We start from the raw sequence: 19763 nt of genomic DNA, 5'->3' as shown, positions 1-19763 counted from the left end.
CCACACGGGCGCGGGCTCAGGACGCGCCCACCGTACGGGAACGGCCCCGCCGCTGTCCGGCGTTCGGGACGGGAAGCAGGACGAGCACCGCGCCCCGCCGCAGGGGTGAGCCACGGCGGCGGGGCCGCGGTGGGCGGCCGGCCGTCCGGGCCGGGGCCGGTGGGCCCGGTCAGCCGCGGTGCGCGTCGGCGGTGAGGGTGGCGGCGGCCGCGAACAGGCGGGCGCAGCGCTCGGTCATGGCCGCCGGGGTCTGGTCGGGATGCTTCACCCACCAGCGCACGAGGGTGGCGACGAGGTCCTGCCAGACATAGGTGAGCGCGTCGGCGTCCAGCGGATCGGCGGACCCGGCGGCGCGCAGCAGTTCGGCGGTGCCGCCGGCCGCGAGACGGTCGATGGCCGACCAGTACTCCGAAGCCCGGCGCACGGCCTCGCCGCCGGGCGGCAGCGAGGAGTCGTACAGCACGAACCAGGCCTCCCGCTGCCCCTCCAGGGCGGTGAAGAGGGCGTGCAGTACGCGCAGCGGTGTCTGCGCGGTGGTCCCGTCCGGGCCCATCGCCGTGCGGATGGTCTCCAGGAGCCGGTCGCCGACGGGGACCAGGCAGGCGATGTAGAGGTCTTCCTTGGTGCCGAAGTACTGGTGCAGGAGCGTCTTGGTGACCCCGACGCGCGCGGCCATCGCGGGGAGCGAGGCGGCAGCGTAGCCGCGGGTGCCGAACTCCCGGGTGGCGGCTGCCAGGATCTGCTGCCGCCGGTGCTCGCGCGGGACTCCCTTGGTGCCGGCTTTGGGAGGAGGGGTTGCCATGAACGGATATTATCAGTAGGTAATTTACCTCAAGGTAAGTTACTTCGAGCACCGGAGCGCCCCATGGCCGGCACCACCGCGCAGCCGACGTCCCGCATCCGCTCCTGGTGGGGTTGGGGCTGGGCGGACGCGCATCCCGACGACGCGGAGTGCACCGCGATGGGCTCCCTGCTGCCCGGCACCCTCGCCCGCCCGCTCCCCGTACCGCGCGTCGGCGACCTGCGCGTCGGCGCCCCCTCGGTGGAGCCGCCGCGCAGCCTCGCCCACCTGGTCGCCACCGATCCCGCGGACCGCGCGGCCCACGCGATGGGCAAGGCGTACCGGGACGTCGTACGGGCCCTGCGCGGCCGGCCCGGGCGGATACCCGACCTGGTGGCCCGTCCGGTGGACGACCGGGACGTGGCCGACCTGCTGGACTGGGCCGGCGGCCGGGGGGTGGCCGTCATCCCGTACGGCGGCGGTTCCTCCGTGACCGGGGGCGTGGAGTACCGCGGCGACGCGCACCGGGCGGTGCTCTCCCTCGACCTGACCGCCATGGACCGCGTACTGGAGGTCGACGCCGGGGGCCGGGCCGCGCGCATCCAGGGCGGCACCCTCGGCCCGAGCCTGGAGGCCCAGCTCCGGCCGCACGGGCTGACCCTGCGTCACTTCCCGCAGAGCTTCGAGTTCTCCTCGCTGGGCGGCTGGCTCGCCACCCGGGCGGGCGGGCACTACGCCACCGGCCGCACCCGCATCGACGAGTTCGTGCAGTCGCTGAACGTCGTCACCCCGGCCGGCACCAGCAGTTCGTGGCGGCTGCCCGCGTCCGGGGCCGGCCCCTCCCCCGACCGGCTCTTCCTGGGCTCGGAGGGCGCCCTCGGCGTCATCACCGAGGCGTGGGTGCGCCTTCAGCAGCGCCCCCGGCACAGGGAGTCCGCCTCGGTGACGTTCGCCGGCTTCCAGGACGCGCTCCGGGCCGTGCGCGCCCTGGCCCAAGGCGACCTCTCCCCCGCCAACTGCCGTCTCCTGGACGCCGGGGAGGCCGCGCTGGCCGGCGCGGGCGACGGTACGGGGGCCGTACTGGTGCTGGGATTCGAATCGGCGGACGAACCGGTGGGCGCCCGCCTCGAACAGGCCCTCGACCTGGCCCGCTCCCATGGCGGCCGGACCGGGACGCGGCCGGGCAGCGGCTCGGGACGCGGCGGCGGCGCGGACGGGGGCTCCGGGGACGCCGCCGTGGGCGCCTGGCGCGCCGCCTTCCTGCGGATGCCCTACCTCCGCGACGGCCTGGCGCGGATGGGAGCGATGGCCGAGACCTTCGAGACGGCGGCCACCTGGGACCGCGTCCCGGGGCTAATCGAGGCGGTGCGCACCGAGGTGGGCCGGGCGGCACTCAAGGCCACCGGCCATCCGGCGATGATCAACTGCCGCCTGACGCACGTCTATCCGGACGGCGCCGCGCCCTACTTCACGGTGCTCGCCGCGGGTCGTCCCGGGGACGAGGTGGGCCTGTGGGACGACCTCAAGGCCGTCGCGGTCGACGTCCTGCACCGCCACCGGGCGACCATCACCCACCACCACGCCGTCGGGCGCGACCACCGTCCGGGCTACGACCGTCAGCGCCCCGAACCCTTCGCCCTCGCCCTGCGGGCCGCGAAGGGGGCCCTGGATCCGCACGGGATCCTCAATCCGGGCGTGCTGATCGACTGAACGGCGCCCCGGCCGGGGCCGGGGACTTGGGGGACCCTGGTGACGGGTTCCGTCGCCCCGTACGGCATGCGGGTGGTCACCGGCGCGGTCACGAGCCGTCGGGCCCGTGATGAATCCGCCCGGACGGGGAAGCGGTGAAGGGAGGGGGAGACCCGACGGGCCGCGCCGCGGCAGGACAGGCAGGTACAGGCATGCTCATCGACCTTTCCGGCAGGACGGCCCTGGTGACCGGGTCCACGCAGGGGATCGGCGCGGCCATCGCGGCGGGCCTGGCCGCCGCGGGCGCCCGGGTGGCCGTCAACGGGCGCTCCGTCGCCTCCGTCGAGAAGGCGGTGGGCCGTCTGGGCCCGGCGGGCGGCGCCTTCCTCGCGGCGCCCGGGGACATCACCACGGACGAGGGGGCCAGGTCCGTCTTCGAGGCGGTCCCGCAGGTGGACATCCTCGTCAACAACCTCGGCGTCTTCGGAGCGGCGCCGGCCCTGGAGATCGACGACGCCGAATGGCGGCGGTACTTCGACACGAACGTGCTCACCGCCGTCCGGATGATCCGGCACTACCTGCCCGGCATGAAGGAGCGGTCCTGGGGCCGGATCCAGAACATCGCGAGCGACTCCGCGGTGGTCATCCCGGCCGAGATGATCCACTACGGGATGTCGAAGACCGCGCTGCTGGCGGTGACCCGGGGGTTCGCCAAGGAGGCCACCGGTACCGGTGTGACCGTGAACTCCGTCATCGCCGGCCCCACCCACACCGGCGGCGTCGAGGAGTTCGTCCGCGAGCTGGTGGGCGGGGACCTGCCCTGGGACGAGGCGCAGCGGGAGTTCATGCGGGTGCACCGGCCCCAGTCGCTGCTCCAGCGGCTGATCGAGCCGGAGGAGATCGCCCACATGGTGGTGTACCTGGCCTCACCGTTCGCCTCGGCGACCACCGGCGGGGCGCTCCGGGTGGACGGCGGGTACGTGGACTCCATCCTGCCGTAACCACCGCCGCGTCGCGTCCGCGCGCGCGGGGCTGCGGCGGCCCGGAGCCGTAGGATCTTGCCCGCCGCGCACCCGGAGTCCGGTGGTGGTGCCCGTGGCATCGGACGGTCCCCGGGTATACGTACGGGGCGGCGCGCACGGATGCGGCCGAGGAACGGCGAACTGGGGGCCAGAGCGTGGCAGACGACGAGAACCGCACCGGCAGCGCGGGGCGGTCGGCAGGGCCGGGACGGCCGGGGCGCGGTGGGGGTGCTCCGGGCCGGTGGGCGGCCCGGGCGGCCGTGCTCGCTGCGGCCGGTGTGGTGGCGGCCTTGGTGTTCGCGGGCGGCGGCGGGGGCTTCGCGGTCGTCGCCCTCACCTTCGCCGCCCTGGTGGCCTGCGCCGCCGGGGTGTGGTGGTTCCTGGCCCACCGGGGCCCCGTCCGGGCCCTCGGCGCCGTGGTCGCGGTCGCGTCGCCGAGCGGTGCGCTGGCCCTGCTGACCGTGTCCGGCATGTGGCAGTGGGCCCTCATGATGGGGGTGTGCTGGGCCGCGATGGTGGGTGCGGCGCGGGAGGCGTTGCGCCGCTCACGTCCCACGCGTCCGCCGCGGACCCGTCCGGCCGCGCGGCCGCGTCGCCCTGTGCTGATCATGAACCCGAAATCGGGTGGCGGAAAGGTCGAACGGTTCGGCCTCGTCGCGCGCGCCGAGGCGCTGGGCGCCCGGGTGGTCCTGCTCGACCCCTCGCATCCGGTGGACGTCACCGGTCTGGCCCGGAGGGCCGTCGCCGAGGGAGCGGACCTGCTCGGGGTGGCCGGCGGGGACGGCACGCAGGCGGAAGTGGCGGCCGTCGCCGCCGAATACGGCCTGCCCTTCCTGGTGATCTCGGCGGGCACCCGCAACCACTTCGCCATGGACCTCGGCCTGGACCGCACCGATCCCGCGCGCTGCCTCGACGCGCTGACCGACGGCGAGGAACTCCGGGTCGACCTGGGCTTCGTCTCCGGCCGGCCCTTCGTCAACACGGTGTCCTTCGGCGTGTACGCGGACGTGGTGCAGCGCCCGGAGTACCGGGACGCCAAGGCGGAGACCGCCCTCGGGCTGCTCCCTGACCTCCTCGCCGGGAGCGCGGACCACGTCGGAGCCCGCGTGGACGGGGTCGCGCTTCCGCCCCGCCAGGCCCTGCTGGTCAGCAACAACCCGTACCGCGCCCCCGACGTCCTGGGGGGCGCGAGCCTCAGGCCCCGCCTCGACACCGGGGTGCTGGGCGTCCTCGGCATCCATGTGGAGACCGCGGCCCAGGCGGCCGACCTGGCGCTCCGGGGAGCCCAGTCCCCCGGGCTGCTCGTCACCACGGGGCGCCGGGTCGAGGTCTTCGGCGGGGGCGGGAGCGGGAGCGGGGGCGAAGGTGCGGGCGGCGACGAGATCCCCGTCGCCGTGGACGGCGAGGCCCTGCTCATGCCCTCCCCCGTCGTCTGCGTGCTGAAGCCCCGTGTCCTGCGCGTCGTCCTGCCGCGCACGCGGCCCGGCGCCGTCCCGCCCCCGCCGGCCCTCGACTGGCGCCACGTCCTGCGGCTCGCCTTCAACCGTCCGGTCGGCCGCGGGGCCTGAGGGACGGCGTCCGGGCGGGGCGCTCAGCGGTTGCGGATGAGGTCCACGATGTCCTTGCGGCCCGAGGCCGCGAGGAGCGCCTTGTCGTCCGGGGAGGCCAGGGCGATGCTCACGCGCGCCGCGACCACCGCCAGTACGACGGGGTTGTCCCCGCCACCCGACTCCGCCTGCTTGGCGGCGAACTTCTTCGGGTCCAGGTAGTCGTACTTGTCCTTGCGCGTCTGCCGGGCCGCGATCGCCTCCTCGACGCGGCGCACGTCGCGGGCGGCGATGTAGTCGAGCTGGGGGATCTTCGCCCAGACGCCGTCGCCGCCGGTGACGAAGAAGTGGTTGGGCGAACCGTTGGGGTTCAAGGCGCTGTTGTCGACGAGGTAGGTGCGGCGCGAGCCGACCGTGAGGGTCTTGCCGAACAGGGCGGCCCACTTGCCCCCGGCCTTCAGGAGCAGCGTTTCGGCCTGCTCGCCGACCTCGACGGCCTCCGCGATGATCGTGGCGTCGTCGACGGTCGAGTGGTACAGGCTGTTGAGCGCGACGGCGGCCGGACTGGTGGCACAGTGCCGGTAGGAATGGCGTTGCAGGGACATGCCCAGTCGGAGCGGCGTGGCGCCCTCGATGTCGACGTTGACGACGTTCCCGGTGATCGAAGCGGTGGCCATGGCGGATCCCCCTCGCGGTGCGGCACCGGTCCTCCCCTGGCGGGCCGGTGACGGCGGCTGCACGACACCACCAGCGTGCCGGAATCCGGTGGACGTCCTGTGTACAGCCGTTGAACGGGCGGCCCGGGGCGCGGCACTTCGCACAGGACCGGTCTTCCGGCCGGTACCTGCGGGCCTTCCGCCTCACCGGGCCGGGCCGTCGGGCCGCAGGCCCGCCCTCCTGAGCGCGATCGCGGAGAGGTCGGCGATGACCTGCTGGTCCCCCCGGCGCCAGGCGTCGGCGAGACCGCCCGCGGGCACCGGAAGTGCGGCGAGGTCGCCCGGCGGCCCGGTGAGGGCGCGCAGGGCGAGCAGGTCGGCGCCGCCGGGCGCGTCGAGGAGGTGCCGGACGGTGGCGCTGCGCCGGATCCAGCGAAGGCGCGGGGGCAGCCACAGCAGCAGGACGAAGGCCACCGGGACGGCGATGAGTGCGGCGGTGGTCAGGTCGGCGATCTGGCCGACGGTGTCCTGGAGGGACTGCCCGGCGTCGGCGAACCCGGTACTGGCGTCGGCCGCCGACTGGAGCGGCTTCTTCAGGAGGTCGCCGACGAGCGGGACCCGCGAGGCCGCGTCGCCTGCCTTGGCGAGCTCGGAGGCGAGGCCGTCGCCCGAGCTCTCGACCTTCCGCCCCGGTTCGGCGAGCAGCATGACCGCATCCCGTACGGCGAGGGCGAACCACACGGCGGCGGCCATCAGGGCCACGGCGACCAGGTCCCCGAGCACCTGGCGGTTGCGGCGTGCCGGGGTCTGAGCGTAGAGGCGCATCGGCGGGCTCCCGTCCGGGTCATGGCGCGAAGGCGGCCGGTCCCGGCCGGATGAGGCCCGGCCGGCCGGTCGTCCGTACGTCGGAATCGACTCTTCCACCGGTTCCCGCGGGTAAACGTCCACGGCGCGACGTGAGCCGGACGGGAGCCCGGTCCGCCGCGCCGGGGCGTCGCCCCGTCAGGGCGTGTCGCCGTCCCAGCAGAAGGTGCCGTCCGGGTCGGTCTCCGAAGGGCTGTACAGCGCCCGTCCGCCGGGCCCGTAGAGGCCGCGGTCGGTCATCAGGAGCACGCCCTCCGCCCGCTCCTGGTCGGGCAGGCTGGTCACGTCGAGGAGCTGGCCGTCCAGGGGCCCGCCCGTCAGCCTCACGTACAAACGGCCCGGGGCCGGCCGGACCCAGTAGCCCTCGTCACCGCAGTACACCCGGTCATCCACCGTGCTCATCCCGCCCGCCGCCTGCCCTTCCCCCGGGACCACAGCACGGGGCTGAGGAATTCTACGAGCCGCTCCACCCTGTTGCCGCCGTTCAGGCGGGGCGCGAGGTGTGATCGGGGTGGCCGGCGGTGCGGCGCGCCTCCTTCATCTCCGCTTCGTACAGGTGAGCGCGGCCCGCGGCCAGGTCGTCCACCGCCTGCCGATCGAGATCGCGGAACGGCTCGTAGTAGGTGCGGTCGTACGCCTCGACGATCTGGAAGGTCCAGTGGCCCGGGATCACGTTGCGGCCCAGTACCTCCTGCTCCACGCGGTCCGCCCACTGGGCATGCCCCGCCTCGCGCAACAGCCGCACCGTCCGGTCCAGTTCCAGGTCAGCCGTCCCGGTCAGCTGGTGGAAGCCGTAGAGGTGGCCCCGCGCCCGCTCGACCGTCTCCAGCGCTTTCGACAGCGACCCCAGGGCTTCGACGGTCAGGTCGCCGACTCCCTCGGGGCGCTCGTGTGCACGGTCGGGGCGCTCTTCGTTCGACGTCATGCTGCGCACATGCCCTCCGCGGGCCGTCCCGTATGCCACGCGGAGCTCCCGTCCCCCCGAAGGAACTACGGCCGCGCGGACTCCGGGGCCGGCGGCGAGGCGCGAGGAGCGGGCCTCGAACCCCGCTCGGCCGGGCGGCCCCGGACTCACGCCGGGTCGGGCCGGGCATAGCCTCGGGGCATGACCACGACCCAAGGCACGACGTACACGCTCCGCGTCGCCCGTCCCGAGGACGCCGAGGCCATCGCGGCCGTCGACGGCTCCTTCACCACCGGAACCGTCTTCGAAGTGGCCGTGGCCGCGGACGGATTCGCCCTGCGCGAGGTCGCGGTGGACCCGCCGCTGCTCAAGGTGTTCCCGGAGGACGAGGACGAGGAAGTGGTCGAGGAAGACGGGGGCGGCGACCGGCGTACGTTCGTGGCCCAGGCGGCCGACGGCGGTGTCGCCGGGTTCGCCGCCGTCTCCTACTCCCCGTGGAACCGGCGGCTGACCATCGAGGACATCGAGGTGGCCCCCGGCCACCGGGGCCGTGGCGTCGGCCGCGCACTGATGGGGCAGGCCGTGGACTTCGCCCGGGAGCGCGGCGCCGGACACCTCTGGCTGGAGGTGACCAACGTCAACGCCCCGGCCATCCACGCCTACCGGCGCCTGGGCTTCGCCTTCTGCGGCCTGGACACCGCCCTCTACCAGGGCACCCGGTCCGAGGGCGAGCAGGCGCTCTTCATGAGCATGCCCTGCCCTTGAGGGGACGGGGCGGACGGCGGACCGCCTCGTGGTGCGGGTGCGGGTCCGGCCGTCGCGTCCGCTCGTGCGATGTCGTACGGTGGACCGGTCCCGGCGCCGGAAAATCCGGCGGCGGCGTCTGATCCTGCCGTTCCTTCCGCTCCGATCCCGAGGTGACTTCCTATCCCCCAGGCCCTGTAGCGGTCCGCGTTCCCCCACGTTCTGAGTCGTCGAACGTGTCCGGGGGCGGACGTCGCACCGGCCTGAGCCGCGTCACCCTCCCCCGTCGTTCCCTGTCTTTCCCCGGGTGCAGCTCTGCCGTCCGCCCCGGGATCCGTGTGCTCCGGCCCCGGCGCCGGCTGCGGCAGGGCTCCCCGATTCCCGGATCAGGAGCCCACCCGTGTCTTCCCCCGCGCTCGGCAACGAGCCTCAGCACCTCGGCGAGCCCCCGGCTCACACCACGCCGCACCATCCCTCGAAAACGGCCACCGGTGCCCGGATCGCCCTGGTGGTGCTCCTGGTCGCCGAGCTCATGGACATCCTCGACCAGTCGGTCGTCCTGACCGCCCTCCCCGCCGTCCAGGAGTCGACCGGCGCCGGACCGGCGGCCGTGCAGTGGCTGACCGCCGGATACTCGCTGACCGTCGCCGTCGGGCTGATCACCGGCGGACGCCTCGGTGACCTCCACGGCCGGCGCAAGACCCTGCTCGTCGGCACCGTCGCGTTCACCCTGGCCTCGCTGCTGTGCGGCACCGCCACCGGCGCCGGTGTGCTGATCGCCGCCCGCGTGCTCCAGGGGGCCGGCGTCGCACTGATGATCCCGCAGGTCCTGGCCACCCTCCACGTCACCTTCGACGGCGAGAACCGCAGCAAGGCCTTCGGCCTGTACGGGGCCGTCCTGTCGCTCGCCGGCGTCCTGGGGCCGGTGCTGGGCGGCCTGCTCACCCAGCTGGACCTGTTCGGACTGTCCTGGCGGCCGATCTTCCTGATCAACGTGCCCGTCGGTCTCGCCGTGATCGTCCTCGGCCGGCGGTTCGTCCCCGAGTCGACCGCGCGGCAGGCCGGCCGGCTCGACCTCACCGGCATGCTGCTCTCCGCCCTGGCGATGGTCCTCATCATCTTTCCGCTCACCGAGGGCCGCACCCACCACTGGCCGCTGTGGTGCTTCGCCATGCTCGCCGCCGGACCGCTCGTGCTCGGCGTCTTCGTCCGCCACCAGCGGCGCGGGCAGGACGACGCCCCGCTCGCGGCACCGTCCCTCTTCCGGGACCGGCAGTTCTGCGGCGGGCTGTCCGCGCAGCTGGTGCTCGGCCTGCTGTGCGGGCTCTTCTTCATGACCTGGACGCTGTACCTCCAGCTCGGCCTGGGCATGGGCCCGCTGGGGGCCGCCGCGGCCTTCGTACTGCTCGCCCTCGGCGAACTGGGCGGCGCGACGGTCGCGATGAAGACCGCCGGCCGTCTCGGGCGCCTCCTGCCCCAGGCCGGATCCCTGATCGCCCTCGCCTCGGTCGCGGCCTACGGATTCCAGGTCGGCAGCCGAGAGGCCGACCTGACCCTCCTCGCCATGACCCTCCCGGTCGTGCTGCTCGGCTTCGGCCTCGGGACGGTCGGGGGGCCGCTCGCCGACATGTCGCTCGCCACGGTCCCGCACGAGCACGCCGGCTCCGCCTCGGGGTTGTTCAACACCGCCATGCATCTCGGCATCGCCCTCGGCACCGCGCTGACCGCCCTCGTGTTCTTCTCCGCGACGGACGGCTCGTCCGACGGTGCGATCAACCGCGACGCGTTCACCGGAGTCCTCGGGTGGGTCGGCGCCGCCCTCACCCTGATGTGGGCCCTGATGTTCTTCCTGCCCCGGCGGCCGGACGGCCGGTCCGGCTGAGCCGCTGCACGGCCGTACCCGGCTCCGGATACCGCCGTGCCCCCGGCCCGGGCGGGCGGTTCGACGGCCGGTCGATCGCCCTTCGAGGAGTCCTCTTTCCCGCGGTGCCAGCATCATCGCGCCAGGCGCCACTCGGGACGAAGGGACAAGAAAATGACCAAGTCGGGACGCAGGCTCGGAATCGCCACCGTGGTGGGTGCGGTCATGGCCGCGATGATCACCGTCTCGGGACCCACCGGGGCCGTCGCCCAGGACCAGGGCCGGCGGGGCTGGGACCACTTCGGACACGGCGTCCCGTGGGAGGAGTCCTACGGATACTCCCAGGCGATCAAGGCCGGCAACACGATCTACATCTCCGGCCAGCTCTCCCACGACGCGGCGGGGAACCTGGTCGGCGTCGGCGACTTCGAGAAGCAGGTCCGCACCTCGTTCGACAACCTGGACAAGGTCCTCGCCCACTACCGCATCCCCCGCAGCCAGATCATCAGCATGAAGATCTACACGAAGGACCTGCGCAAGAACTTCGACACCGCCGCCCGTCTCCACAAGGAGTACGTCGGCAACCACCGCACCACCGACACCATCCTCGGCGTCACCGACCTCGCCTTCCCCGACCAGCTCGTCGAGATCGAAGCCGTCGCGCTGACGTCACCCCGCTCCTGACCCGAGGGGCCGTGCCGCTTCCGTAGGCGCCGAGCGGCGCGGGCCACGCAGCCGTGGTCCGCCGCCCGCCGTACCACCCCCCTTGCCCTACCTATCGAATCTCGATAGATTCCCATCGTAACTCGATGGAGGGATGGGTCGTGGGAAAGCTGGCAGTGCGTGCGTTGCGCGCCGTTCTCGGGGTGCTGCTCGTGGGCACCGTGTTCATTCAGGTATCGATGGTGTGGGCACTGGTCGCCGATCCGGAGGACGGGTCGCTCCCGCTGACCCCGCTGCGCGCCATCGTGGTCCTGGGCATGGTGTCGGTCCAGGCCGCCCTGATCTGCGTATGGCGGCTGGTGACGATGGTGCGACGCGGAACCGTGTTCTCCGACACCGCCTTCCGCTACGTGGACGTCGTGATCGGCGCGATCACCTCGATCGCCCTCATGTGGTTCGCGGTCACGGCCATCAACGCGCCGGGACAGCGGGAAGACCCCGGCGTCACCCTCATCATGGGCGGGATCGGCGTGGCCATCCTGGGGGTCGCGCTCATCGTGCTCGTACTGCGCATGCTGCTCGCCCAGGCCGTCGCGCGGGACGTCGAAGCCTCGCGGATGCGGGCCGAGTTGGACGAGGTCATCTGATGCCGATCGCCGTCGACATCGACGTGATGCTGGCCAGGCGGAAGATGTCCGTGGGCGAGCTCGCGGACCGTGTGGGGATCACGCCCGCCAATCTGGCGGTGCTCAAGAACGGCCGGGCGAAGGCGGTGCGCTTCGCGACGCTCGCCGCGCTCTGCGAGGTGCTCGCGTGCCAGCCGGGTGACCTGCTCCGCTGGGAGCCCGAGGAAGCCGCGGAGGCCGAGCGGCCCGGAGAAGCCGGGCGGGCCGGGGAAGCCGCGGAGGCCGCGGGCGCGTGAGGCCGTCAGCCGCCGAGGAGGGCGCGGCCCAGCGGCGTGAGGGTGTGACGGACCGCGGGGCCGTCCCGACAGGTCGTCAGGAGTCGGTCAGACCCTCGCCCGTACCCTGCGTCCCCGGGGCCACCACGGACGCGCGGTCGGCGAGGGACCGGGCCATGGGATAGCGCAGGACCGGCGGACGCCCGGCGTCGGCGTGGTCGACCAGGACGAGCGGCCGCGGACAGAAGAAGGTCGGCACGAGCAGGATGCCCCGGCCCGCCAGTTCCAGGTCCGCGTCCAGCTCGCAAGGGACCGTCAGGACGGTCGGCGACCTGGAGATCTCCGGGTGCAGCGTGCCGAGCAGCCCTCGACGCCGGTGTCGACCGCCGCCAGGGCCCGCCGGCCGCGCTCGGCGTTCGCCGTCGCCAGGAGCCGGGACCAGTACGGGGCGACGGCCAGGGCGTGGTAGCCGTGGAGCCGGCGTCGTACGAGCTCGCCCCAGGCGCGGTCCCCGTGGTGCAGGGCATGGATCCAGCGCGAGGTGGCGGGCCGCAGGGTCCGGGTGACCGGCCGGTCCGTCGCCCACTGGACGGACGGCAGGGACCAGGTGTGCTCCAGGCTGTCGGCGAGGCCGGCGGTGGCCGCGTGCGCGAACACCTCCGGTACGTACTCGCCCGGGCCGGCGGGGGCCAGTTCCAGCCCGGCGGGTGCGCTCGCGCCATCCGCCCAGGGCGACGGGCGCCGGCCGCCCCGGCTCCCCGGCCGGGAGGAGCGGCAGGCTCAGGACCGTCTGGGCGAGGCAGTCGGGCGCGCCGGCGATGCGGACGCGGGTGAGGTCTTCGGCGGTGAAGTGGATGCGCAACACCGACGTCTCTCCAAGGGATCGACGTGCGGGAGCGGCACACGGGACCGGCACACGGGACCGGCCGCAGGCCCTTCCGGTCCGCACCGGCCTCCATGATCACCGTAGCCGCGAGGTCCGTCAGGCCGTCTGCACGGGTGCCGCGAACCAGGTCTGGGGCCGATCCTGACGGGCCATGAGCCGTCGCGACGGCGCCCGCACCCCGTGCACCGCCCGCACCGCCTGCTGGGCACGGCCGTGTGCGGCCCGGGCGGGCGTCGGAGCGGGGGGTAGCGTGGCGGAACGCGGCTGCGGGAGTCCGGCGGTGCGGTCCGGTGGCCGTCCGGCGCGGCGACCGCGCCGCCGCCCCCTGCACCCGCCGCCCACCGGCCCTCCGAGCGAGAAGCGAGCCAGGCATGACCGCGACCGCGACCACGACCCACCGCGTCCCGTACTTCTCCCAGTGGGAGTCGTCCGCCCTGGTGCCCGGCTTCGTGTCGGGTTCCGTCGCGGCGGCCGACGATCCGCTGTGGCGGTCCTCCGGTGCCGGTACGGCCGCCGAGTACGCCTTCTGGGCGCCCCGGATGTGCGGCATGGCGTGCCTGCGGATGGCGCTCGGCCACTTCGGGCGGCCCGTGCCCGCGTCGGTGCCGCTGGTCCGCGAGGCCCTGGCCGCCGGGGCGTACGTACGCGAGGGCGATCAGGTACAGGGGCTGATCTACGCCCCCTTCGCCACCTGGGTCGCCTCCCGCTGGGGGCTGTTCGCCGAGGCGCGGCCCCGGCTGTCGGTGGACGAGGTGGACGCCGAGATCTCGCGGGGGCGCCTGGTGCTGATCTCCGTGTACAAGACCATCCGGACGCTCGACCCTCGGCCGGCCGGTCGCGGCGGGCACCTGGTGCTCGCCGTGGGTTCGGGCCCGGACCACATCACGATCCACAATCCCTCCGGCTTCCCGGACCATTCGCAGCGGTTCCACCGGGTACCCAAGGCGGACCTCGGACGGTTCTTCGCGGGGCGGGGCGTCGTCCTGGGGGCCGCGCCGCAGGACCGGCCGTAACCCCCGCCGCGCACCGGCGCACGGAACGCTGATCTCCGCTTTCGTCCGCGGCCCGGCCCCCGAGTCGTCGACGCCCTCGCGCACGGGCATGGTCAGAACCCTTGACGGCACTCCGGGGCCCTCACATACTGGCGGCCAAATCGATTTGGCCCCTTCGCTTTGGCTCTCCGTCCAGGGCCGGATCGCGGCTGAACCCAAGCGTGTCGAACGCCGATCGGAGCTCGAACGTGTCAAGTCCCCGCCCCGCCCTCCCCGGTACGCAACCCCCGCCCAGCACGGAGCCGGCCGAACCCGTCGGCCCAAGCGGTGCCCCCGCCCGGCGGGCCGTGCACCCCGTGGACGAGTCCCGCCCGCTCGCCCGGATCCTCCTCTTCGGCGTCCAGCACGTGCTCGTCATGGCCGCCACTCCCATCTCGGCGATCTTCCTGATGAGCGCCACCCTCCGCCTCGGGCCGGCCCTGACCGTCAACCTCCTCTCCGCCGCCTTCGTGCTCTCCGGTGTCGGATCCCTGATCCAGTCGCTCGGACCCTGGAAGTTCGGCCCCCGCCTGCCTTTCGTGATGCTCCCGGGCGGCGCGCCGCTCATCCTCTTCCTCGCCATCGCCGACCAGCACGGCCTGCGCACGGCCGGCGGCGCGGTCATCCTCACCGCCGTGTTCTCCTTCGTCGTGCTCCCCCTCTTCTCGCGGCTGCTGACCCTTTTCCCCGCCCTCGTCATCGGCACGATGATCGTGATCGTCGGCGTCAACCTGGTGAAGGTCGGCGCCGTCCTCGTCACCGGCCGGCCGGGCCGGCCCGGCTTCGCAGACCCCGTGAACCTCGGGCTCGGCATGGCCACCATCGGCTTCACCGTGCTCTTCTACCTGCTGTCCGCCGGCATCCTGCGCCAGCTCGCCGTCATGCTGGGGCTCCTCGCCGGCACCGCCCTCGCCGCCGCCGTGGGCGCCGTCGACTTCGGGAGCGCGGCCGGCGGCGGCCTCTTCAGCGTGCCGCAGCCACTGCCCTTCGGCTCCCCCCGGTTCGACCTCGTCGCCGCGCTGCCCCTGATGCTCTACAGCCTCGCCTCCATGGCCGAGGCCACCGGCCAGACCGTCATCAACGCCGAGGCCGTCGGCAAGGACATCGACCGGCGCACGGCCGTCCCCAAGACCATCCGCGGCGACGCCCTCACCTCCGTCATCGGGGGGTGCTTCGGCCTGCCCCTCATGGTGACGAGCGGCGAGAACATCGGGATCGTCCGGGTCACCGGCGTCCGCAGCCGCTACGTCGCCGCCGCCGCGGGCGTCGTCCTCATCGTCATCGGCTTCCTCGCGCCCGTCACCCACGCCATCAGCGTCATCCCGTCGGCCGTCATCGGCGGGACCGCCATGGTCGTCTTCGGCGTCATCACGGTGCTCGGCGTGCAGATGCTCGGCCGCTGCGACCTCGACCAGCACACCAACACCTTCGTCTGCGCCGTCGCCCTCGCGCTCGGCCTGCTGCCCATCCTCGTTCCCGGCGTGTACACGGGGTTCCCGCCGAACCTCCGCATCCTCCTCGAAAGCGGCGTCGCCGTCGGCGCGTTCACGGCCGCCGTACTCAACCTCCTCTTCCACCACATCCGGCCCGGCATCGCCGCGCGCGTGGCCGCCGGCCGTACGGAAAGCGACGACAGCAACCGATGAACCAGCTCACCCGAGACCTGCTCGACGGGCCCGGCCCGTTCCTCCTCGTACCGGACGCCGTCCTGCTGCCCGAGGGCCCGGCCGAAGGCACGGCGGTCGTCGTCCGCGACGGCTCCTTCCTCGCCGTCGGCGACGCGGAGCGGATCCGGCGCGCCCACGCCCACCTCGACCCCGTACGGCTCCCCGGGCACCTGCTGATGCCCGGCTTCGTCGACGCCCACCACCACCTCGCCCAGACCTTCGGCTCGGCCCTCGCCTACGGGGAGCCGTCGGAGATCTTCCGCCGGGTCTGGGTTCCGCTGGAGGGCGCCCTGGACGAGGAATCGGCCTACACGGCGGCCAAGTTGGCGGCGCTCGAAGCGCTGCGCGGCGGATTCACCACCGTCACCGACGCGGGCAACCGCACCGGCGTCGACGTCGACGTCGTGGCCTCGGCGGCACGCGACGCCGGTATCCGCTGCGTACTGGGCCTGATCTGCGACGACGCGGCACCCGACGGGAGCGGGTCCGGGGATCCCCGTTCCGGCGCCGCGGAACGCGCCGAGAAACACCTGGCCCGCTACGACGGCGACCCCCTGGTCCACGCCTCCCTGGCCGTCTCCGTCCCCGAGGCCGCCACCACCGCCACGCTCCGGCGCACGGCCCGCCTCGCCGCCGAGGCCGGGGCGACCGTACAGATCCACGTCAACGAACACCTGGCCGGCGTCGAACGCTCCCTCGTCCGGCACGGCCTGCGTCCCCTGGAGCACCTGTACGAGATCGGCGCCCTCGGCCCCCATCTGCTCGCCGCGCACGCCACGCTGCTCACCCCCCGCGAGCTGACCCTGCTCGCCGACACCGGCACCGCCGTCAGCTACAACCCCGTGGCGAGCGCCTGGAAGGGCAACGCCGTCGCCCCGGCCACCACCCTGGCCGAACGCGGCATCCGCTTCGGCCTCGGCACCGACGGCACGCGCGGCGACGGCTTCCGGCTGACCGAGGCGGCCGAGTTCGCCCAACGCATCGCCTATGGCCTGGCCACCGGCGACTCCTCCTGCGGGGCGGGCTGGACCTGGCTCGACCACGCCACCCGGGGCGGCGCCGACGCGGTGGGCCTCGGCGCCCGCACCGGCGCCGTCGCCGAGGGCCTGGCCGCCGACTTCCTCCTCGTCGACGTCACCACGCCCGAACTCGCGCTGTCCTGGGACCTTCCCTGGGAGCTCGTGCGGCGCGGCAACCGCGACCAGATCGACGCGGTGTTCGTCGCGGGCCGGCTGCGCATGTGGCGCGGGCTGCCGACCGGCTGGGACGGCTCCGCGCTCGTCAGGCGGGCCGTCGGGCTGGCCCGCGCCGCGGTGGAACGGGCCCCGATCACCCGGGCCCACCCCACTTCCGCCGCCGCCCGTGCGCGGAGCACCGCGCGGGGCGCCGGGCTGGGCGCCGGGCAAGGTGCCGGGCTGGGCAGCGGGCGGGGCGCCGCGCGATGAGCACCGCGACCCTCGCCGTCCTCGCCCTCACGGTTGCCGTGGCCGCTTTCGTCCAGGGCAGCAGCGGCCTCGGCTTCGCCCTGATCGTGGCGCCCGTCGCCGGGATCCTCGACCCGGGCCTGCTCCCGGTGTTCGTCCTCGCGTCGATGATCCCGCTGAACCTGTACGTCGCCTGGCGCGAACGGGCCGCCCTCGACCTGCGGGGCGCGGGCTGGATCACCGGTGCCAGACTCGCCGCCACCCCCGGCGGCCTCGCGCTGCTCTGGCTGATCCCGGACCGCAGCATCGGCCTGTTCGTAGGCGCCGCCACCGTCCTGGCGGCGGTGGTGAGCCTCGCCGCGCCCGCCTTCACCCCCGGGCGGCTCGCCTACGTCGGCGCGGGGGCGGTGACCGGACTGACGGAGACCGCGACCGGTGTCGGCGGGCCCCCGCTCGCCCTCGTGTACCAGCACCGGCCGCCCGCCGAACTCCGCGCGACCGTCGCGGTCTGCTTCCTCATCGGCGAAGTGGCCTCGCTCGTCCTGCTGTTCGCGACCGGCAGGGGGCATCCGGGAGACCTCGGCCCCGCCTTCCTGCTGCTGCCCGCGATCGGCGCCGGAGCATGGCTGAGCCGGCTGGTCCACCACCGGCTCGACGCCCGCAGGATGCGGCTGTTCGTCCTGGTCTTCGCCCTGGTCTCCGGCCTCGTCCTCATGCTGGGGGTGTGACGGGAGCCGCCACCGGCGGGCCCGCCCGCAGCGAGGACGCCCGCACCACCAGCCGAGGCGCGGGCGGCGCGGCCACCGACGCGGTGGCCCCCGCCCCGCCCCGCAAGCGCCCCAGCAGCAGTTCCACCGCGTCGGCCGCCACCCGGTCCAGGTGCAGGTCGACGGCCGTCAGCAGCGGATCGCAGGTCCGGGCGCGCAGCCCGTCGTACCGGGTGACGACCATGACGTCATCCGGTACGGAGCGGCCGCTCTCCCGGATCGCCCGGACCGCCCCCACCGCGAACACGTCCACCAGCGCACACACGGCGTCGGTGCCGGGATGCTCCGCCAGCAGCGCCGCGCACCGCTCGTACCCGGCCTGCTCCCCGCCCGTTTCGGGCGCGGACGCCACGACCGGCGTCCATCCGTACCGCGCGGCCATCCGCTCGTACGCGGCGCGCGCGTCGACGGAGGAGTGCCGCTCGCCGGATCCGATCAGCAGCGCGGGCCGCCGCGCGCCCTGCTCGCGCAGGTGGTCGAGCAGCATCTCGGCCACGAGCCCGCCGCGCAGGTCCACGTACGGGGCCTCCTCCGCGGCCGAGACGGGCCGCCCGAGCGCCACGTACGGCAGTCCGCGCTCCCGCAGCAGCGCCACCGCCGGATCGCCGACGTCCGGCTCGACGACGATGGCCCCGTCGATGTCGACGGAGTGCAGCCCGGACCCGGAGCGCACGGGCGGCACCAGGACGAGGGCGTAGTCGTGCAGGAGGGCGGTCTCGGCGGCGGCCGCGGCGATCTCCATGTAGAACCCGAGCCGCGAGGTCCCGCCGGCGACGGCGAACGGCATCGACGAGGCCAGCGCGATGGCCTTGGCCTGCCCCCGCCGCAGCCGCTGCGCCCGCAGGTTGGGCCGGTACCCCAGCTCGGCGGCGACCTGCTTGATCCGCTCCCGGGTCCGGGGATCGACCTTTCCGAGCCCGTTGAGCGCGTGCGAGACCGTCGTGCGCGACACCCCGGCGACGCGCGCCACATCGGCGATCGTCGGAGGCTTGGGCCCAAGTCCGGACGGCGTCATCGACGCGCACGCTCCCCACGTCTCGACAACGGCTGACCCCGCCATCTTCCCCGACGGGCCGGGACCCCGCCGCCCCTCCCGCAAGATCCATCGCGCGCGTGCCGTCGCGCGGAGGCGTTCAGAGACCGCCGAGTTGGTCGAGGGCCGGGTTCCGGCCGGCGCGGCGGCGCCGGACGCTCACCGCCACCGCCGCGACCAGCAGCAGCCCGAGCGCGCCGGTGAGGAGCGACGGGGCCACCCCGCCGGGGATGACGCCGAGGAACACCAGGGGCAGGCCCGCCAGGAGGACGGCCGGTGCGGTGCGCAACCGCGCGAACGCCTGCCGCCCGGCCAGGACGACCCCCAGGGCCAGGGGGCCGGCGAACTTCAGCCCCGGGGGCAGGGCAGACGGCGGCAGCGCCACCACCGCGCCGGCCACCACCGCCGCCCACACCAGCACCGCCACCGTCCCGGTCCGCGTACGGGTCCGGGGGGCCGGCCGCAGGTCGGGCGGGCAGATCAGGGCCGCCAGGGCCAGGGCCAGCAGCGGTCCGTTGAAGAGGAGGACCGAACCGACCGGATCGCCGCCCGGCCGGAAACCGTCGGCCACCATGGCCGCGACGACGCCGGCCGCCATGGTCCAGGTGCCCGCGGCCCACCGCCCGGCAAGGGCGAGGAACGCGCCCAGCACGGTGACGAGCTGGGCCGCCAGCAGTTGGGAGAACGGGTCGCCGATCGCGAAGCCGCCGCCGGTGACCACCCACCAGCCCATCCTCGCCCAGCTCATCGAGGCCGCCGCGACCGAGACGAGGGCGAACGGCGCCACCGCCGCCACCAGTTTCCCGGGGCGCCCGGCGGAGCCCAGCCCGAGCCGCAGGCGCAGGGCGTGGCCGACGACACCGCCCGCCTCCAGGATCCGGACCCGCCGGCCCGCTCCCCGTGTTGCCTCCCGGTAGGTGTACGCGATCTCGTCGCCGAACTCCCGCCGGAAGGCGGCCGGGTACAGCCTCACCAGCGCGCTCACGCGGTCACCCCCCGGCCACCGAGGGCCAGTCGGCGGGTGGCCTCCTGCGCGGTACGCGCGATCCGGGCCGCCTCGGCCGCCAGCACCTCGCGGCCGCGCGGCGCGAGCGCATAGCTGCGCCGCAGGCGCCCGTCGACGACCTCTTCCTCGTGGACGGCGATGAGCTGCTCCTCCAGGAGCCGTTCCAGGGCGCCGTACAGCGTTCCCGTGCGCATTTTCGTGCGTCCTTCCGAGATCTTGCCGACCTCCTGGGCGATCGCGTACCCGTGCCGGGGGGCGTCGGCGAGCGCGGTGAGGATGAGCAGGGTCGGTTCGCGCAGTGGTTTGTCATTCACATC

The 19763-nt window shown here is 74.3% G+C and carries 22 protein-coding genes; 12 read left to right on the top strand and 10 right to left on the bottom strand.

Annotation, left to right across the window (positions count from 1 at the left end):
* Positions 1-169 precede the first annotated feature (169 nt).
* Entirely contained in the window at positions 170-802 is a 633-nt protein-coding gene (locus ACFYYT_RS28130; RefSeq protein ID WP_351826573.1) for a TetR/AcrR family transcriptional regulator, read from the bottom strand.
* Between the two features lie 63 nt (positions 803-865).
* Between ACFYYT_RS28130 and ACFYYT_RS28125 the strand changes: the two genes are divergently transcribed.
* The 3 genes from ACFYYT_RS28125 to ACFYYT_RS28115 all read left to right on the top strand — a co-directional run bounded on the left by ACFYYT_RS28125 (position 866) and on the right by ACFYYT_RS28115 (position 5060).
* Positions 866-2491 (top strand): FAD-binding oxidoreductase, encoded by a 1626-nt coding sequence (locus ACFYYT_RS28125; RefSeq protein ID WP_351826574.1) that lies wholly within the window; start codon positions 866-868, stop codon positions 2489-2491.
* Positions 2492-2682: 191 nt separating this feature from the next.
* Positions 2683-3471, top strand: coding sequence for an SDR family oxidoreductase (locus tag ACFYYT_RS28120; protein WP_351826575.1), 789 nt, complete (start codon positions 2683-2685; stop codon positions 3469-3471).
* 176 nt (positions 3472-3647) lie between these two features.
* The gene (locus tag ACFYYT_RS28115; protein WP_388609660.1) at positions 3648-5060 is read left to right on the top strand and encodes a diacylglycerol/lipid kinase family protein; all 1413 of its coding nucleotides are present in this window, start codon (positions 3648-3650) and stop codon (positions 5058-5060) included.
* A gap of 23 nt (positions 5061-5083) precedes the next feature.
* Here ACFYYT_RS28115 and ACFYYT_RS28110 read toward each other — a convergent pair whose 3' ends face one another.
* The 4 genes from ACFYYT_RS28110 to ACFYYT_RS28095 all read right to left on the bottom strand — a co-directional run bounded on the left by ACFYYT_RS28110 (position 5084) and on the right by ACFYYT_RS28095 (position 7484).
* On the bottom strand, positions 5084-5716 hold the full coding sequence (locus ACFYYT_RS28110; RefSeq protein ID WP_351826576.1) for a hypothetical protein: 633 nt from the start codon (positions 5714-5716) through the stop codon (positions 5084-5086).
* Positions 5717-5899: 183 nt separating this feature from the next.
* On the bottom strand, positions 5900-6520 hold the full coding sequence (locus ACFYYT_RS28105; protein ID WP_351826577.1) for a hypothetical protein: 621 nt from the start codon (positions 6518-6520) through the stop codon (positions 5900-5902).
* Between the two features lie 177 nt (positions 6521-6697).
* Complete coding sequence (locus tag ACFYYT_RS28100) at positions 6698-6961, bottom strand: hypothetical protein (protein WP_351826578.1); 264 nt, start codon at positions 6959-6961, stop codon at positions 6698-6700.
* Between the two features lie 82 nt (positions 6962-7043).
* A complete protein-coding gene (locus tag ACFYYT_RS28095; RefSeq protein ID WP_351826579.1) occupies positions 7044-7484 on the bottom strand; it encodes a hypothetical protein in 441 nt (146 codons plus the stop codon).
* A gap of 180 nt (positions 7485-7664) precedes the next feature.
* Here ACFYYT_RS28095 and ACFYYT_RS28090 point away from each other — a divergent pair, with 180 nt between their 5' ends.
* The 5 genes from ACFYYT_RS28090 (at position 7665) to ACFYYT_RS28070 (ending at position 11653) form a co-directional block, all read left to right on the top strand.
* Entirely contained in the window at positions 7665-8228 is a 564-nt protein-coding gene (locus ACFYYT_RS28090; protein ID WP_351826580.1) for a GNAT family N-acetyltransferase, read from the top strand.
* Positions 8229-8607: 379 nt separating this feature from the next.
* The gene (locus ACFYYT_RS28085; protein WP_351826581.1) at positions 8608-10089 is read left to right on the top strand and encodes an MFS transporter; all 1482 of its coding nucleotides are present in this window, start codon (positions 8608-8610) and stop codon (positions 10087-10089) included.
* Positions 10090-10242: 153 nt separating this feature from the next.
* Positions 10243-10752 (top strand): RidA family protein, encoded by a 510-nt coding sequence (locus ACFYYT_RS28080; protein WP_351826582.1) that lies wholly within the window; start codon positions 10243-10245, stop codon positions 10750-10752.
* A 140-nt stretch (positions 10753-10892) separates the two neighbouring features.
* A complete protein-coding gene (locus tag ACFYYT_RS28075) occupies positions 10893-11378 on the top strand; it encodes a DUF2975 domain-containing protein (protein ID WP_351826583.1) in 486 nt (161 codons plus the stop codon).
* On the top strand, positions 11378-11653 hold the full coding sequence (locus tag ACFYYT_RS28070; RefSeq protein WP_351826584.1) for a helix-turn-helix transcriptional regulator: 276 nt from the start codon (positions 11378-11380) through the stop codon (positions 11651-11653). The genes ACFYYT_RS28075 and ACFYYT_RS28070 overlap by 1 nt, the downstream gene beginning before the upstream one ends.
* A 76-nt stretch (positions 11654-11729) precedes the next feature.
* Here the strand turns inward: ACFYYT_RS28070 and ACFYYT_RS28065 are convergent, their stop codons facing one another.
* Positions 11730-11891 (bottom strand): hypothetical protein, encoded by a 162-nt coding sequence (locus ACFYYT_RS28065; RefSeq protein WP_351826585.1) that lies wholly within the window; start codon positions 11889-11891, stop codon positions 11730-11732.
* 56 nt (positions 11892-11947) lie between these two features.
* Complete coding sequence (locus tag ACFYYT_RS28060) at positions 11948-12289, bottom strand: hypothetical protein (protein WP_351826586.1); 342 nt, start codon at positions 12287-12289, stop codon at positions 11948-11950.
* Between the two features lie 600 nt (positions 12290-12889).
* Between ACFYYT_RS28060 and ACFYYT_RS28055 the strand changes: the two genes are divergently transcribed.
* From ACFYYT_RS28055 to ACFYYT_RS28040, 4 genes are all read left to right on the top strand, one after another.
* Positions 12890-13531, top strand: a complete 642-nt coding sequence (locus tag ACFYYT_RS28055) for a C39 family peptidase (RefSeq protein ID WP_351826587.1) — start codon at positions 12890-12892, stop codon at positions 13529-13531.
* A gap of 335 nt (positions 13532-13866) precedes the next feature.
* Positions 13867-15195 (top strand): solute carrier family 23 protein, encoded by a 1329-nt coding sequence (locus ACFYYT_RS28050; protein WP_351826588.1) that lies wholly within the window; start codon positions 13867-13869, stop codon positions 15193-15195.
* A complete protein-coding gene (locus tag ACFYYT_RS28045) occupies positions 15192-16661 on the top strand; it encodes an amidohydrolase family protein (RefSeq protein ID WP_351826589.1) in 1470 nt (489 codons plus the stop codon). Before ACFYYT_RS28050 ends, ACFYYT_RS28045 begins: the two co-directional genes overlap by 4 nt.
* Complete coding sequence (locus ACFYYT_RS28040; RefSeq protein WP_351826590.1) at positions 16658-17368, top strand: sulfite exporter TauE/SafE family protein; 711 nt, start codon at positions 16658-16660, stop codon at positions 17366-17368. The genes ACFYYT_RS28045 and ACFYYT_RS28040 overlap by 4 nt, the downstream gene beginning before the upstream one ends.
* Here the strand turns inward: ACFYYT_RS28040 and ACFYYT_RS28035 are convergent.
* The 3 genes from ACFYYT_RS28035 to ACFYYT_RS28025 form a co-directional block, all read right to left on the bottom strand.
* The gene (locus tag ACFYYT_RS28035) at positions 17352-18422 is read right to left on the bottom strand and encodes a substrate-binding domain-containing protein (RefSeq protein ID WP_351826591.1); all 1071 of its coding nucleotides are present in this window, start codon (positions 18420-18422) and stop codon (positions 17352-17354) included. The two genes, ACFYYT_RS28040 and ACFYYT_RS28035, sit on opposite strands and share 17 nt — an antisense overlap.
* Before the next feature lie 118 nt (positions 18423-18540).
* Positions 18541-19425, bottom strand: coding sequence for a hypothetical protein (locus ACFYYT_RS28030; protein WP_351826592.1), 885 nt, complete (start codon positions 19423-19425; stop codon positions 18541-18543).
* Positions 19422-19760 carry a PadR family transcriptional regulator gene (locus ACFYYT_RS28025; RefSeq protein ID WP_351826593.1) on the bottom strand — a complete coding sequence of 113 codons (339 nt, stop codon included), beginning with the start codon at positions 19758-19760 and terminating at the stop codon, positions 19422-19424. Before ACFYYT_RS28025 ends, ACFYYT_RS28030 begins: the two co-directional genes overlap by 4 nt.
* Between the last annotated feature and the right edge of the window lie 3 nt (positions 19761-19763).

The organism is Streptomyces sp. NPDC002032, from assembly GCF_042890765.1.
Lineage (GTDB): Bacteria > Actinomycetota > Actinomycetes > Streptomycetales > Streptomycetaceae > Streptomyces.
The sequence above is the reverse complement of the archived record's forward strand: the minus strand, read 5'-3'. Positions and strand labels throughout refer to the sequence as shown.